At 65.3% G+C, this 14587-nt stretch carries 14 protein-coding genes; 2 read left to right on the top strand and 12 right to left on the bottom strand.

Features of this window, described 5'->3' with window-relative positions; all coding sequences use genetic code 11:
* The 5 genes from argC to PHA81_RS05020 form a co-directional block, all read right to left on the bottom strand.
* Nucleotides 1–1038 (bottom strand): N-acetyl-gamma-glutamyl-phosphate reductase, encoded by a 1038-nt coding sequence (gene argC / locus PHA81_RS05000; protein WP_005039978.1) that lies wholly within the window; start codon nucleotides 1036–1038, stop codon nucleotides 1–3.
* Entirely contained in the window at nucleotides 1035–1925 is an 891-nt protein-coding gene (gene lysX, locus PHA81_RS05005) for a lysine biosynthesis protein LysX (protein ID WP_005039976.1), read from the bottom strand. Before lysX ends, argC begins: the two co-directional genes overlap by 4 nt.
* Nucleotides 1926–1927: 2 nt before the next feature.
* Nucleotides 1928–2092 carry a lysine biosynthesis protein LysW gene (gene lysW, locus PHA81_RS05010; protein WP_005039974.1) on the bottom strand — a complete coding sequence of 55 codons (165 nt, stop codon included), beginning with the start codon at nucleotides 2090–2092 and terminating at the stop codon, nucleotides 1928–1930.
* 152 nt (nucleotides 2093–2244) lie between these two features.
* On the bottom strand, nucleotides 2245–3690 hold the full coding sequence (gene argH / locus PHA81_RS05015; RefSeq protein ID WP_005039972.1) for an argininosuccinate lyase: 1446 nt from the start codon (nucleotides 3688–3690) through the stop codon (nucleotides 2245–2247).
* A gap of 1 nt (nucleotide 3691) precedes the next feature.
* On the bottom strand, nucleotides 3692–4996 hold the full coding sequence (locus PHA81_RS05020) for an argininosuccinate synthase (RefSeq protein ID WP_005039969.1): 1305 nt from the start codon (nucleotides 4994–4996) through the stop codon (nucleotides 3692–3694).
* Nucleotides 4997–5296: 300 nt separating this feature from the next.
* Here PHA81_RS05020 and PHA81_RS05025 point away from each other — a divergent pair, with 300 nt between their 5' ends.
* Nucleotides 5297–5809, top strand: coding sequence for a 2'-5' RNA ligase family protein (locus PHA81_RS05025; protein ID WP_005039967.1), 513 nt, complete (start codon nucleotides 5297–5299; stop codon nucleotides 5807–5809).
* 49 nt (nucleotides 5810–5858) lie between these two features.
* On the opposite strand, the gene PHA81_RS05030 is transcribed toward PHA81_RS05025, so the two are convergent.
* The 7 genes from PHA81_RS05030 to PHA81_RS05060 all read right to left on the bottom strand — a co-directional run bounded on the left by PHA81_RS05030 (nucleotide 5859) and on the right by PHA81_RS05060 (nucleotide 13833).
* Complete coding sequence (locus PHA81_RS05030) at nucleotides 5859–6029, bottom strand: hypothetical protein (RefSeq protein ID WP_005039965.1); 171 nt, start codon at nucleotides 6027–6029, stop codon at nucleotides 5859–5861.
* Between the two features lie 186 nt (nucleotides 6030–6215).
* A complete protein-coding gene (locus tag PHA81_RS05035) occupies nucleotides 6216–6680 on the bottom strand; it encodes a hypothetical protein (RefSeq protein WP_005039963.1) in 465 nt (154 codons plus the stop codon).
* Nucleotides 6677–8017, bottom strand: a complete 1341-nt coding sequence (locus PHA81_RS05040; RefSeq protein ID WP_005039961.1) for an ABC transporter ATP-binding protein — start codon at nucleotides 8015–8017, stop codon at nucleotides 6677–6679. The genes PHA81_RS05035 and PHA81_RS05040 overlap by 4 nt, the downstream gene beginning before the upstream one ends.
* Nucleotides 8014–9252, bottom strand: a complete 1239-nt coding sequence (locus tag PHA81_RS05045) for an ABC transporter ATP-binding protein (RefSeq protein ID WP_005039960.1) — start codon at nucleotides 9250–9252, stop codon at nucleotides 8014–8016. Before PHA81_RS05045 ends, PHA81_RS05040 begins: the two co-directional genes overlap by 4 nt.
* The gene (locus tag PHA81_RS05050; RefSeq protein WP_005039957.1) at nucleotides 9249–10646 is read right to left on the bottom strand and encodes an ABC transporter permease; all 1398 of its coding nucleotides are present in this window, start codon (nucleotides 10644–10646) and stop codon (nucleotides 9249–9251) included. The genes PHA81_RS05045 and PHA81_RS05050 overlap by 4 nt, the downstream gene beginning before the upstream one ends.
* A 2-nt stretch (nucleotides 10647–10648) precedes the next feature.
* On the bottom strand, nucleotides 10649–11695 hold the full coding sequence (locus PHA81_RS05055) for an ABC transporter permease (RefSeq protein ID WP_005039955.1): 1047 nt from the start codon (nucleotides 11693–11695) through the stop codon (nucleotides 10649–10651).
* Nucleotides 11696–11928: 233 nt separating this feature from the next.
* Nucleotides 11929–13833 (bottom strand): ABC transporter substrate-binding protein, encoded by a 1905-nt coding sequence (locus tag PHA81_RS05060; RefSeq protein ID WP_005039953.1) that lies wholly within the window; start codon nucleotides 13831–13833, stop codon nucleotides 11929–11931.
* 201 nt (nucleotides 13834–14034) lie between these two features.
* Here PHA81_RS05060 and PHA81_RS05065 point away from each other — a divergent pair, with 201 nt between their 5' ends.
* Nucleotides 14035–14568, top strand: coding sequence for a hypothetical protein (locus PHA81_RS05065; RefSeq protein ID WP_005039951.1), 534 nt, complete (start codon nucleotides 14035–14037; stop codon nucleotides 14566–14568).
* Nucleotides 14569–14587: the final 19 nt, after the last annotated feature.

The raw sequence follows: 14587 nt of genomic DNA on the forward strand, positions 1-14587 counted from the left end.
TCAGGGTGCCCCCACTGGATGGAGTCCCTGAAAGTCGAGCCCTGCGCGCTCGTCGAACCCGCGGGCGACGTTCGCGGCGTGGATCGCCTGGCCCGCCGATCCCTTCATCATGTTGTCGATCGCGGCGAACACCACGATCCTCTCATTATTCGAATCGAGTTCGAACCCGACCTCGGCGTAGTTCGACCCTGCGACCGCCTTCGGTTCGGGGTAGCGATACACGCCCGAACCACCGGCCACGAGGCGGACGAACGGCTCGTCGTCGTAAGCCTCGCGGTAGGCACTCCAGAGGTCGCCCGTCGACACCGGCTCGCTCGGGAAGACGTGACAGGTCGCGGCCGCGCCGCGGATCATGTCGACCGCGTGGGCCGAAAACGCCGTCTCGCAGCCGAACTCCTGCTCGATCTCGGCCTCGTGGCGGTGGCCCGTTGGGGCGTAGGGCCGCACGACCCCCGAGCGCTCGGCGTGGGAAGACGCCTTTCCACCGCCTGCTCCACCCTCCGACGAACCGACTTTCACGTCGACCACGATCCGCTCGTCACCCGCGAGGGTCCCGCTGTCGAACAGCGGACCGAGCCCGAGGATGGCGGCGGTCGCGTTGCAGCCGCCCGCCGCGATCAGCGACGCACCCGTGAGTTCGTCGCGGTGGCGTTCGGGGAGTGCGTACGTCGACTCGTCGAGCAGTTCAGGCCGGCTGTGGCCGTCGTACCACTCGTCGTACTGTTCCTCACTGTCGAGTCGGAAGTCCGCCGAGAGATCGACGATCGTGTCCGCCGCGTCCCGAAACGCGTCGATGTGCTCCATCGACACGCCGTGGGGCGTCGCGGCGAACAGCACGTCCACCTCGTCGAGATCGCTGGGCTCGCTGAACCGCAGATCGAGCTCCCGATGGTTGGGGTGGACCGATCCCACGGTCTTGTTCGCGTACTCGCGGCTGGTGGCCTGGACGATCTCGAACTCGGGATGGCCCCGCAGGAGCCGGAGGAGTTCGCCGCCGGTGAACCCGCTCGCGCCGACGACCGACGCGGTGTGGGTCATGGTGCCGCGACCGCAGTTTCGTTTGTGGTCTCCGCTTTCTCTTCGAGCCAGTCGACCACCTTCGCTGGTACGTCGCCGTTGGCGACGCCGTCGAGTGCCTTGAATTCGACCGTGTGGTTCACCTCGTGGACGGTGTAGGAGTGTTCGGCGTCGGGATCGTCGGTCTCCATCAGGTCGACTCCCAAGAGACCGCCACCCACGGCGTCGCTCGCGCGCGCGACGAGCTCGCGGGCCTCGCTATCGAGGTCGAACTCCTCGGTGTCGGCCCCTTTCGCCGCGTTGGTGAGCCAGTGGTCCGACGAGCGCACCATCGCTCCCACGGGCTCGCCGTCAGTAGCCACGACCCGGATGTCGCGGCCGGGCTTCGCGACGAACTCCTGGACGTAGAACACCTTGTGCTCGTAGTGCCCGAGGGTCGACTTGTGTTCCAAGATCGCTTCCGCCGCGCTCCGGGAGTCGATCTTCGCCAGCAGCCGCCCCCACGAGCCGATCACGGGTTTCACCACACAGGGATACCCGAACCGCTCGATCGATTCCATCGCGCTCTCCTTCGTGAAGGCGACCTCCGTCCGGGGCGTCGGCACGCCGGCCCCCGCGAGCGCGAGGCTGCACTCGGCCTTGTCCGCACACACCGCCGCAGTGTCCGGATCGTTCACGACCGGGATGCCGTACGCGGCGAGGAAGCGGGTCGCATAGCGGCTCCGGCTGGTTGCGAGACACCGATCCACGACGAGATCCACGTCGGCGAACGCCGCTGGCGGCTCGGTGAGATCGAAGCGCTGGTCGCGGACGTCGATCTTCGTCACCTCGTGGCCGCGCTCCCGGAGCTCACCGAGCAGGAGCTTCTCGTCGTGACGGATCCGAGAGTAGAGGACGCCTATTTCCACTCTTACTCCCCCCAGTCCTCTTCGAGCTCGGGGGCCGTCTCGAGGACCGGTGGGGTGGTGTCGATGACTTCGAGCTCGGCTCCGCAGGTTCCACAGTCGATGATCTCTCCGACTTCTGCGTCGTCGTGCAGGGACACCTCGCCCCCGCATTCGGGACAGTTCGCCATGTGCCACCCTCACCCGTGTATCCGCTTAAACCCTTCGAACTTGTTTGATATTTTACAAAACGTACTGTGGCCTCTCGGGGTCGAAATCGGGCAGTTCGAGCGTTTCGTCGTCGCCGACGAGATGAATTCGTCCCCCTCGCGGGGGCGGTCGCTCAACGATACTGACTCACCTCCCGTTCGAGCACTGCGGCGGCGGCGTCGAGCCGATCGCGCCGCTCGTCGTGGCGGTCGGTATCGTCCTCGATTTTCGCCCACGCCTCGTCGAGCGCCGCCGCGACTGCCTCGGGTGCGGGACCGCCGACCGAGTCGCGGCTCGCCACGCTCGCCGCGGGATCGAGCGCGTCTTCGATCGCCTCGCGCTCGACGACCGCCGAGAGCGGTTCGTCGAGTGCCGCGTCGGCGGCCGCTTCGATGGCGGCGTAGTCTCCGTCGTTTTCGGCAGCCTGGGCCAAAATTTCGTGGGCCGTGCGGAACGGTACTCCATTGGCCGCGAGCAGGTCGGCGACGCCGGTCGCAGTTGCAAACCCGTCGCCGGCCGCCGCGTCGAGCGCGTCCTCGTTCCACGTCGCGGTCGCGACCGCGCCCGCGGCCACCTCGGTTGCAGGGGCGACCGCATCGACGGCGGCCCACGCGTGGGGCGTCGCCTCCTGGAGGTCGCGGTTGTACGCCCGGGGCAGCCCCTTCAGCGTGGTCAGGAGGCCGTTCAGTCCCGCGCTCGCGTTCCCGGCCGCCGCGCGGACGAGTTCGAGCGTATCGGGGTTTTTCTTCTGGGGCATGATCGAAGAGGTCGAGGCGTAGTCGTCGTGAATTTCCACATACTCGTCCGCCGCGAACTCGATCAGGTCGGTCGCAAGCCCCGAGAGCGTGAGTGAGCAAGCTGACAACGCGCTCGCCGCCTCGACGAGGAAATCTCGGGTCGAGACCGCGTCCATCGAGTTGTTGAGTACGGAATCGAACCCCAGCAGGTCGGCGGTCCGCTCGCGATCGATGTCGAACGGCGTGCCCGCAAAGGCCGCCGCACCGAGCGGCGAGCGGTTCGTCCGGTCGTAGGCCGCGAGCAACCGATCCGTGTCGCGTTCGAGCGCTTGGGCGTACGAGCACAGGAAGTGTGCAACGGTGGTCGGCTGGGCTGCCTGGCGGTGCGTGTAGCCAGGCATCAGCGTCTCGACGTGCTCGCGTGCCGCCTCGACGAGCGCCTCGCGGAGCACGAGCGTCGCGTCGATGGCGTCGAGCAGCTCCTCGCGCAGCCGATACCGGATGCACGTCGCCACCTCGTCGTTCCGACTCCGGGCGGTGTGCATCCGGCCGCCCGCCTCGCCGACACGCTCGATCACCGCGGTTTCGATCGCGGCGTGGACGTCCTCGCCGTCGAGCGCGTCGTAGTCCGTCGCTTCGACGTCGGCGAGCCCATCGAGGATCGCGCCTGCGCTCGCCTCGTCGATGATGCCCTGTTCGGCGAGCATCACCACGTGGGCGCGGTCGACCGCGAGATCGGGTTCAAAGAGCCGCTCGTCGTGATCCATCGAGGAGAGGAACGCGCGGGCGGGGCCGCCGCTGAACCGATCGCGCCGGACCACGTCGCTCTCCTCTCCGTTCATCTCACTCGTCTCCGTTTTCGTCGTCCGCCGTCGCTCCGTTCTCGCTCTCGGCCGTCGTCCCGCCGTCGGCGACCGCTTCTGCCGTCGCGTTCGCGTCGTCGATGACGCTTCCCGCGAGGCGCGATTGGAAGCCGTGGTACTTCGCGACGCCCGTGGCGTCGGCCTGCTCGATTCCGCCGCCGACGTCCGCGGTGTTGAACGAGGCTGCCGACGCGGAGTACACGCCGTACTCGCTCTCGCGACCGACCGGGCGGGCCTGACCACCTTCGAGTTTCACGGTGACGGTGCCGGTGACGCGCTCCTGGGTCGACGCGATGAACCCTTCCAAGGCGTCGACCAGCGGCGCGGCGAGCAGTCCCTCGTAGGCTTTCTCTGCCCACTCGTGATCGATCTGTTTCTTGAAACTCCGCTCTTCTTTGGTGAGGACGAGCGATTCGAGCGCCTCGTGGGCGTTGAGGAGAACCGTCGCTGCGGGGTGTTCGTAGTTCTCCCTCACTTTCAGCCCGAGCATCCGGTCTTCCATCACGTCGGTCCGGCCGACGCCGTGTGCGCCCGCGACTTCGTTGAGGTGCTCGATCAGTGCGATCGGTTCCATCGACTCGCCATCGAGCGCGATCGGATAGCCGTCTTCGAACTCGATGTCGAGCAGTTCGATTTCTTTCCCGGGTGGCTGGGTCCAGTCGTAGATGTCCTCTGGGGGAACGTAACTCGGCTCTTCGAGATCGCTCCCTTCGACCGAGCGACTCCAGAGATTCGTATCGATGCTCCACGCGCCGCCGTCGCCGCCCTCCACGGGGAGATCGCGCTCGGCGGCGTACTCCTGCTCGAACTCGCGGGTGAGTCCGAGCTCGCGGACGGGCGCGATCACGTCGAGATCGGAGCCACGCCACACGGTTTCGAACCGGAGCTGATCGTTGCCCTTCCCGGTGCAGCCGTGGGCGAGCGCCGCACAGTCCTGAGCGAGCGCGACGTCGAGGATCGCCTGGGCGATCACGGGCCGTGCGAGCGCCGTTCCCAGGGGGTAGCCCTGATAGGTGGCGTTCGCGCGAACCGAGTCGAAACAGGTTGCGGCGAACGCCTCGCGCGCGTCGACCACGTGGTGTTCGAGACCGAGCGCGGTCGCGGTTTCCTCGGCTTCGGCGAACTCGCCTTCGGGCTGGCCGACGTCGACGGTGACGCCGATCACCTCGTCGAAGCCGTACTCTTCTTTCAGGAGCGGGACGCAGACGGTGGTATCGAGCCCGCCGGAGAAGGCGAGCGCGACGCGATCGGTCGATTGCTGTGTGGATTCGGTTGGGGGTGTCATGGTGTCGTCGTTGTTCGGTGTCGTCGTAAATTCGCCCAGCGGAACCCTTCGGGTGGGGGGCTGAGGAGCGAAACGAGTCGGAGAAATGAGTTTGTGCGGGCCTAACGGCCCGGTCGTCGCGGTCGAAGCGAGAGGGACGCGCCGGCAGCGCGGGGCGAGCCGGTGCGGCGGGTCCTCGTCATGTACCTGTAGCTGGGGCGGCGGGGATATTAAACCCTTCTGGGACGGCAACGATTGCACCACTCACTCCGTGCGACCACGCCACGTGACCGTCATCGTCATCACGCCGGCGCGCCGAGCGTGGTCGTGTACAGCCTCAACGTCCCGATTCCCGGCGGGATCGAACGTCTCGCCGCCACTCTCCACCCCCGCCTCGTCGGGTTCGATCGGGTCCGCGAGCGCCACACGCTCGTGTGCAAGCGTTTCGAGGCCGACGACCTCGCGCCGGATCGACTGTTCGAACGGGTGCGCCGTGCACTCGCCGGCGCACCAGCCGTCGAGGCACGTGCGACGGGAATCGACTGGTTCGAGACCCCGGTTCGTGGGCCTGGCCCAGTGGCGTACGTCGCGATCGAGAGCCCCGGTCTCCACGACATCCATCGACGGCTCGTCGCGGCGTTCGACCCGATCCCCGACCTCGAAGGCGACGAGTACGTTCCCCACGTGACCCTCGCCCGCGGCGGCTCCACGGACCGCGCTCGCGACCTCGCGGCCGTCGAGGTCGAACCGATCGAGTGGACGATCTCGGAGCTGGTGCTTCACGACGCACGACACGAAGAACAGGTCAGAACGCTGCCGCTCCCCAGTCACTGACAGCGGCTCGTCGAACGGTTAGGAGTGCCGTCGATACCCGCGAAAAGCCCTATCGCCAGTCCGGAAGCGATGCTGCCCCGTCGAGCGCCATCGCAACCCACGCGTCGTCGCGGGAGATGTCGGCGATGACGAACCGCTCCACACTGCCGTCATCGTCGACCGAGGCCATGATGTCGTCAGCCACGACGGGTGCCGCCGCGGCGGTCGCATCCGGCGTCATACTATGTGAGTACATACCACCGGAATATAAACGCGTCGAACCGATGCTATCGGAACACGTTTTCCCGGTCGACTAATCGTCGTAGAACCGATCGAACGGTCGCTGTTCGATGCCGTTCACTCGATCGCTAATGCGTGACAAGGAGCTGCCCGACGACGCCGTTTCAGCGATCACGCTTCGCCGGTTTCAGATCCTGATGCCGAACACCGTCTCCATGGCGAACGACGCGCCGAGCACGAGCAGACTTCCGACGAACAGCTTCGCGGCGAGCGAGAGCCGGTCGTCGGGGTCGAGTTCGTACCGTCGCAACGGCGGGATCGACTGAACGAACGCCTGGAATCTGGTTTCGTCGTCGCTCGATACGCGTCGCGCCTCGTCGTCATCGTCGTCGTCGTCCTTCCAGGCTCCTTTCGGACGCATTCCGATCGCACCGAGCCCGAACAGCAAGAATCCGATCACGAACAGGAGATACTTGCTCCCGCCCCAACCGGCCCCGAACGCGAAGCTCACGACCGTCGCGACACAGACGAGGACGATCGCGATCGTGAGGCCGTAGAGACAGAGATCGAGCAGCTTGAGCAGCAGTACCGGTGGCTGGTCGCGCCTCGTCGCCCCCTCGCCCGGCCTCTGACGAGGGTGGTCGTCGTTCATCGATCGCCGACGGAGTGTCCCTCGAAGAACGCCGCGGGGCTGTCGTGCTCGGGTTTGTGTCGGTGACAGAGGCTCTGGCGACCCGCCTCGCTGACCTCGTGGTGGGTCGGTGCTTCGAGGTCACACTCGCTGCCGAACGTGTCGCGCAGATGTTCGCGTGCGTCGCTCTCGCTCCCCTCGTGGGCGAGTTCGGCGGCGCGATCGAGCTCGGTTTGGACGCCCGGGGGAACGTCGACATCGTCGAACGTCTCGGCCTCGGCCTCGTCGAGATCCGAAAAGCGCGTCTCCATTCCGAGTAGCTCCTTCGCGCGTTCCGAAAGCGATCGATCGGTGCGCGCCCGCTCACGGAGGACCTCGCGGAACACTTCGATGCGTTCCCAGACGTCGTCGTCGATGTCGGCGTACTCCTCGGGCCGGATCTTCGCCGGACACCGCGTGGTGAACGGACACCCCTCCGGCGGATTGCGCGGGCTGGGCGGCGTCCCGCGGAGCGTGATCCGGTCTTCCATCCTCGTCGTCGGATCGGTGTCCGGGATCGCCGACAGCAGCGAGTGGGTGTAGGGGTTCGCCGGATCGGCGAACAGCTCATCGGCCGGCCCGATCTCCATGACGTTGCCGAGATACATCACTGCGACCCGATCACAGATGTGCCGTACCACCGAGAGATCGTGGGCGATGAACAGGTAGGTGAGCCCGAGATCGTCCTGGAGATCCTCCAGGAGATTGAGAATCTTCGCCTGCACCGACGCGTCGAGCGCGCTCACGGGCTCGTCGAGCACCACGAAGTCGGGTTCGAGCGCGAGCGCGCGGGCGATCCCGATCCGCTGGCGCTGGCCGCCGGAGAACTGGTGAGGGTACCGATAGTAGTGTTGCTGTTGGAGCCCGACGGTTTCGAGCAGCTCCTGCACCCGTTGGCGGCGCTCGCGGCGCGTGCCACGGGCGTGGACGTCGAGCGGCTCGCGGATGATCTCGCCGACGGTCATCCGGTCGTTGAGGCTCGAATCGGGGTCCTGAAACACCATCTGGGCGTTCGATCGCCACTCCTTGAGATCGCCGCCCGACAGCGTCGTGATGTCGGTGCCGTCGTAGCTGACGTCGCCGGCGGTGGCGGTTTCGAGCCGAACGAGCGTCCGGCCGAGCGTGGTTTTCCCACAGCCCGACTCCCCGACCAGCCCGAGCGTCTCGCCGCGACGGATGTCGAACGTGACGTCGTCGACGGCCTTGACCGGATCGCCGCCGAGGATACCGCCGCTCTCGTAGTAGGTCTTCAGCCCGTCGATCTCGACGAGGGCGTCCGAGCGCTGCCGTTCGTCGGTCGCGGTGATCTCCTGGCTCATCGTCGTGCCTCCGTTCGGTTGGCTTCGTCGTCCGTGTCCCCGCGTCCGCGGCGCTCGTGGAGGTCGACTGCGTCCTCGCGCGAGCGGTCGTCGGGGTACAGCAGACAGGCCGTGGTGTGATCGGTCGCGGCCTCGGTGACCGAGACCGACTCTGGATGAACCTGGGTACAGGCGTCGAACTGTTCGGGACACCGGGGCGCGAACCGACAGTCGGTCGCTGGCTGGTTCGGGGTCGGAACGTCGCCCTCGATGGTCGTGAGCCGATCGGCACCCGGATTTCGACCGGGAATGCTTTCGAGAAGCCCTCGGGTGTAGGGGTGGGCGGGATCGGTGAACAGCGTCTCTGCCGGTGCGGTCTCGACGATCTCGCCGGCGTACATCACGTTCACGCGGTCGGAGATCTCCGAGATCACCCCCATGTCGTGAGTGATGAACACGATCCCGAGATCGCGTTCGCGCTGGATGTCGTCGAGGAGATCGAGGATCTGAGCCTGGATCGTGACGTCGAGTGCGGTGGTGGGCTCGTCACAGATCAGCACCTCGGGATCACAAGCTAAGGCCACCGCGATCACGATCCGTTGGCGCTGGCCGCCGGAGAACTGGTGGGGGTACTCCCGCAGCGCCATCCTGGCGTCGGGGATCCCGACGGCTTCGAGCAGCTCCGCGGCTTCGTCGGTCACGCTGCGCCCGCTCATATCTCGGTGGAGCTTGAGCGCCTCCTTGATCTGGTTGCCCACGGTGTAGACGGGATTGAGGCTGCTCAGTGGGTCCTGGAAGATCATGGCGATGTCGCCGCCACGGGTCCGTTTGACGACTTTCTGAGGCGCACGTGCGAGGTCGACGTAGCCGCGGGTTCCGTTCGTCCCCTCGTCGTCGTCGAGGACGATACAGCCATCGCCCTCGGGCTCGCCGTCGCCGTCACGGTACGTGACTTCGCCGGCAAACTGGTCGGCGAGCCGTTCGACGGTTTCGGGGTTGTGGTACTTGATCGAACTCCCATCCAGGACACGGCCGGGGGACTCGATCAGTCCCATGATCGAGCGCGCGGTGACGCTCTTGCCCGAACCGCTCTCGCCGACGATCCCGACGGTTTCGCCCCGCCGGAGGTCGAAGCTCGCGCCGTCGACGGCGTAGATCGTCTCCTTGTCGGTGAAAAACGCCGTCCGGAGTTCCTCGACCGAAAGGACGGTCTCCCCGTCCCCGCGCGTCGATCGCCTCGCCTGGTGCTGACTCATCCGCCACCTCCGGCGGCGGCAGCGCCACCTTCGGTGCTCCCTTCGCTCTCGGGATCGATCGCGTCGCGGATCCCGTCACCGAGCGCGTTGAACCCGGTCACGACCAGCACGATCGCGAGCCCCGGGATGATCGAGATGTGCCACGAGACCGTCGGAACGTACTGCTGGCCGAGATTGACGAGTCGGCCCCATTCGGGCGTCGGTGCGGTGATGCCGAGCCCGAGATACGACAGTGCAGCCGTGGTGATGATGATCCCGCCAAGCCCGAGTGACGCGTAGATCAGGAGATAGCTCACGACGTACGGCGCGATATGCTTTCTCATTAGCGTGAACGGTGCCTGACCGTAGCTCTTCGCGGCGTCGATCCACTCGTTCTCCACAGTTTGAAACGCGGGACCACGGATCGTCCGCCAGTAGCCCGGCCAGAAGAACAGGCCGAAGATGAACACGAGGAGGAGCGCGCCGTTGTAGACGTTGGCGATCCACGTGTCGCTGAGCACGACCGAAAGCATGATCAGCAACAGCAAGAACGGTATCGACGCGAACGCGTCGCTGGCGACGACGGTCACGAGATCCGCGAGTCCCTTGTAGTACGCCGTTATCAGACCGAGCACGAGCGCGATCCCGCCAGCGAGCAGCGTCGAACTCAGCGCGATGAACAGCGATATCCGTGCCCCATATACTAAGAACGTGAACATGTCCTTGCCGTTCGTGATCGTTCCTGCGGGGTGGAACCGATCGTACTCGTCGTAACTCCACAGTCCGTAGTTCTCGTCAGGGGTCCCTTGTGACTGTGAGGCGAGGTTCGCCGTGCCGACCGAGGCGGTCGCGACTTCGCCCACCTCGTCGTCGTAGTACGTCACCTCGTGGCTGTACGGATCGACGATGTTGCTTTCGAGTGTCGTCGGACCGAGTGCTGGGGCGAACATCGCAAACATCACGAACGCGAACACCACGACGAAGCCGAACTGCCCCCAGCGGTGGTCGCGAAGCCGGTCGATCCGGTCGTCGGTCGGCGTCCAGTCGGCGAACCGGTAGTTCCGGCGGAACGTGAGATAGCCGTACCAGAGCCACCCGAGCCATGCAAACGCGTACGCGTAGATGAGGACGACCCGCACCGTCCACGCGGCCGCCGCTGAGAGGCCGAGGAACGTCCCCTCCCAACTGCCGTTCGGGAGTTGGTAGCCCTGGTTCGAGATCAGCTCACGCGAGAGCAGCGTCGGGAGGTCGACCGCACCGATACCCGGGATGGCTCCCGTGATGAGATGCACTATCGCACCGAACTCGGGTGCGAGCAACACGAGCGCACCGAACACCCACACCAACGCCGGCCGTGGATTCGATCGGATCCGGCTTCCGATTCCTTCGTCTTCTTGGGTAAGTTTCTGACTCATTGTTATTCTTCGAAGCTGACTCGCGGGTCGATGACCGTGTAGAGGAAGTCCTGAGTGATGTTGATGACGACGTACAGCAGCACGAAGATGAACGTCAGCGCCGCTGCGAGCGGGACATCACCCTGGATGATCGCCTGGAACGACAGCTGTCCGATCCCGCTGATCGAGAACACCTCCTCGACGATGATCGAGCCGCCGATGAGGAGACCCGCTTCCGCAGTGATCACCGGCACCAGCGGGATCAGCGCGTTCCGGAACATGTGCTTCCAGACGAGTAGTCGGTCGCTCACGCCTTTCGCTCGTGCCATCTCGACGTAGTTCGAGTTCTTGGTCTCCAACATCGCGGTGCGGCCGATCCTGAGTTCGTTCCCGAGTGATGCCGAACCGAGAACGAACGCCGCCGGGAGGATCCGCTTGAACGCTGCGAGGAACTGCGTCCACCACTCTCCCGGGTTCGTGATCGCGCCGAGCGGATCCGAGAGGAAGCCGAGCGGTGGCGCGCCGATCAGCTGTGGTGTGTCCACGAGGAACGTTTTCCAGTTGAAACCGAACAGATACTGCTCCGAGTTCGACAGCCCCAACAACAGGATGACCGCGAGCCAGAAGTTGGGTGCCGCACGCCAGACGATGCCGCCAAGCGAAACGAGGTAATCACTCCACGAGTTCGGGTGCAGCCCCGCGTGGAAGCCGAGCGGGATCCCGATGAACAGCGGGAGCAGGATCGCCCAGAAACCGAGCCAGATCGTCCGTGGGACTCGGTGGGCGATGACGTCGACGATGGACGTGTTCGGATTGATGACCCACGACTGACCGAAGTCGAACGTGAGCATCCGTCCGAGGAAATCGAAGTACTGTGCCCAGAGCGGCTGGTTGAGACCGAGCTGCTGTTCGATCTGTCTGATCTGTGCCGCGTCCGCACTCGGGCCGACGATCGCCACTGCGGGGTTGATCGGGCCGGCGTACAGGATGAGGTAGGTCAGTGACGTGCCGAAGATCACGACCGGTATCATCAGCCCGATCCGCTTTGCGAAGTAGGTGAGTCTACTCATCGTTCTTTCGTCGAATCATGTCTCGTCGGGTGTGTCGTCTGGTCATGTAACTACTACCGCCGATCCGGCCACTCGCTGGCGACGTGTGTCGTGGGGTGACCTGCTCGCATCATGTGTCTGATTGCCACTCGTTGGGACTGTTTCGGTAAGGTCGTTTCGGCTATCTCGGCCGAAGCGTCGGTTCACCGGCGAATCAACGGGAGACGCCGATATCGACGGCCGTCCCGTCGTGTTCAGCTCTGACGCTCGCCGATCTGCACGGTGTTGTGCTTCGCGCGCGAGCCGCCCATCGCGCCGATGCGATCCTTGTAGACCCACGGGTACTCCATGTGCTGGGTAACCGAGTGATAGATCGGCAGCATCGGGACGCCCTCCCACGTGGCTTCGAGCATCGAGACGGCACCCTCGTTGCGTGCCTGCTGGCCCGCTTCGGGCTCCGGATTGTTCTGGATCTTCTCCCACGCACTCGCCGCCTGATTGGCGGGATCGCTGTCCGTCCAGTTGAACCCGCTCAGGTTGTCGTCGGCCGACGTGTCGGTCGATGGCGGGTAGAGGAGCTTCAGGAAGTTCCCTGCGGCCGGCCAGTCCGCGATCCAGCCGAGGGTGTATCCCTCGGTGTTCCCGGAGCGGGACTGCTCGACCAGCGTCGAGAACGGGGTCTGTTTGATGCTCATCCGGATGTGCGCGCTCCGGAGCTTGTCACGGAGCAGGTTCAGGATGGTGGCCCAGGTCGAAGACACGTAGGCCGTCATCGTGAACTCGTACGGGTTGTCCGGCCCGTGACCGTTCTCTTCCATGAGCTGACGAGCCTGGTCGATCGCGGTCTCTCCAGGTGCGTACGGGTAGTCCTGAGCGTGCTGCTCGTACGCCGACCGACCGCCGGGGTAGATCTTCGGCGGCACGAAGTGGGACGCCGCTTTCTGGGGCCGCTTGAAGATGTTCTCGACGATCTCCTGATTGTTGTTCGTGTACGCGATCGCCTGGCGGACGTACTGGGGAACGGCGCTGCAGTTGAACCCGATGTAGAAGCATCCCAGCTCCTCGGTCCGGTAGAAGTCCGCGGAGAGACCGTTTTCGAGCTGGTACGTTCCGGTGGCGTAGCCCGCCTCGTTCTCGCCTTCTTTCGTTTCGTTGCTCGCGTTGTACTGCGCGGTCGGCACCACGGGATGGTCCGCGTTGCGGTTCGTGACGCTGTAGGCGTACAGCGCGTTGCTCTTGGAGATGATCTGCCAGTGCGAACCCGCGGTCATCGGGCCTTCGCCGTGGTAGTCGTCACGGGCGGTAACCGAGGCTTCGGTGCCGCTGTTGTAGCTTTCGAGGGTGTACGGCCCTGCACCGATGGGGTTCGACGACGAAAACTCCTGGTAAGCCATTGTGCCGTCGTAGTCCGGCACGTCGCCCACGATGTTCTCGGGCATCGCCGAGAAGGCGGAGTACGCCATGATCTCCAGCGCCGCGGGGTTCGCTTCGGACAGCTCCATGGTGACCGTCCGTTCGTCCTCGGCGCTCACGCCGAGCGACCCTGGCTGGTAGTTCCCCTCGCCGTCGGTTTCGTGGGTCACCGCGAGATCGCCGAGGATGAAGCCCGACCGTCGGGTGTGCTCCGAACCGGCGAGGCGCTCGAACGAGTAGACGATGTCCGAGGCCGTCACCGTGTCACCGTTGCTGAACGTCGCGCCTTCCTTCAACGTGAACGTGTACGTTGTCTCGCTGTTCGAGGTCTCGTACTCCGACACGAGGAGGTTCTCGACGTTGATCTTCCCCGACGGGTAGTTCGTCAGCGCGTCGAAGACGTTCTGAATTACCCGCCCGGATTCCGTGTCGGTCGCCGCGACCGGGTCGAAGGTGGTCATCGTCCCAGCGGTGAGCTCGTACGTTCTGTCGGTCTTCCCTGGACCCTCCTCGGTGGTCTGCTGGCCCGACTGGTTGCCGCTGCCCCCGCTTGCGTTGCCGCCCGATGCGTCCCCTTCGGTCCCAGCGGGTGTGCTCTCGTTTCCGCTGCCACCGCCACCACTGCCGTTACCGTCACTTCCGTTGTCGCCACCACCGCCGCCCGAACAGCCTGCGAGGGCCGCTGCGGCGGCCGCGCCACCGGTTGCTTGGAGGAAACGACGGCGTGACAGATCGGATTCGTCCATAGTCCAACGTGAGGTTCGGGTGCGACGTGATAAGCTTTGTCGTTACCGATGGATTAATATGGCAAATTCGGTCCACAGTCGCGGGTCAAACACCGGAATCGCCATGAGGAATGTCTGCACTCACCGTGAGTGTGACTCGACACCGTATGCTTGTTCCAGCCGAGCAATGGGTTTTACCACGTGGCTGCCTCAGCCACCACTATGCCCGAGATCGATCCCGACACCGACCGGACCGAGGCGTTCGACGCCGACACCGCTGCGCTCAAGGACGCGTGGGCGGCGACGCGCGAGGACATGGACGCGCTCGCCGCCGAGTACGACGAGGAGGGATGGAACACGCTCACGATTTCGGCCGGTGACACCGCGCCCGAACCGCCCGACGCCGGTGACGAGGACCGGTTCGGTCTGGCCCACGTGATCCCGGACAACCGGGCCGAGGCGTTCACCGAGGCGCACGCCGCTGGCGAGTTCCCGCGATACGACGTGTTCCGGAACGAGGCTGCCGGTCGAGTGTTCGTCGTGACCGTCCTCCTCGATCCGGCCAGCGAAACCGCCATCCTGCTCGCCGGGACGTTCGAGCGCCACCTCTCGGCGGAGCTCGCACAAGCGGCGAGCGAGGCCGACGAGATGTACACCCACGTCCAGACGCTCGACGGCACGCAGTTGGGATCGTTCCGTCACGACGATCCCGAGAAGTTCTTCCCGGGAGCCGACGCCGTTCCACGGGACGACTGAACACGAAAGTGTAACGACT

The sequence above is a fragment of the Halococcus sp. PRR34 genome (assembly GCF_028617175.1).
In the GTDB taxonomy this organism is placed as follows: Archaea; Halobacteriota; Halobacteria; order Halobacteriales; family Halococcaceae; genus Halococcus; species Halococcus salifodinae.

Bases quoted from the DNA above. Each gene is read 5' to 3' on its own strand.
- PHA81_RS05055 (WP_005039955.1), bottom strand. From the start codon at position 11,695: ATGAGTAGACTCACCTACTTCGCAAAGCGGATCGGGCTGATGATACCG.
- argH (WP_005039972.1), bottom strand. From the start codon at position 3,690: ATGAACGGAGAGGAGAGCGACGTGGTCCGGCGCGATCGGTTCAGCGGC.
- lysW (WP_005039974.1), bottom strand. From the start codon at position 2,092: ATGGCGAACTGTCCCGAATGCGGGGGCGAGGTGTCCCTGCACGACGAC.
- PHA81_RS05020 (WP_005039969.1), bottom strand. From the start codon at position 4,996: ATGACACCCCCAACCGAATCCACACAGCAATCGACCGATCGCGTCGCG.
- PHA81_RS05060 (WP_005039953.1), bottom strand. From the start codon at position 13,833: ATGGACGAATCCGATCTGTCACGCCGTCGTTTCCTCCAAGCAACCGGT.
- argC (WP_005039978.1), bottom strand. From the start codon at position 1,038: ATGACCCACACCGCGTCGGTCGTCGGCGCGAGCGGGTTCACCGGCGGC.
- PHA81_RS05065 (WP_005039951.1), top strand. From the start codon at position 14,035: ATGCCCGAGATCGATCCCGACACCGACCGGACCGAGGCGTTCGACGCC.
- PHA81_RS05050 (WP_005039957.1), bottom strand. From the start codon at position 10,646: ATGAGTCAGAAACTTACCCAAGAAGACGAAGGAATCGGAAGCCGGATC.
- PHA81_RS05035 (WP_005039963.1), bottom strand. From the start codon at position 6,680: ATGAACGACGACCACCCTCGTCAGAGGCCGGGCGAGGGGGCGACGAGG.
- PHA81_RS05040 (WP_005039961.1), bottom strand. From the start codon at position 8,017: ATGAGCCAGGAGATCACCGCGACCGACGAACGGCAGCGCTCGGACGCC.
- PHA81_RS05045 (WP_005039960.1), bottom strand. From the start codon at position 9,252: ATGAGTCAGCACCAGGCGAGGCGATCGACGCGCGGGGACGGGGAGACC.
- PHA81_RS05030 (WP_005039965.1), bottom strand. From the start codon at position 6,029: ATGACGCCGGATGCGACCGCCGCGGCGGCACCCGTCGTGGCTGACGAC.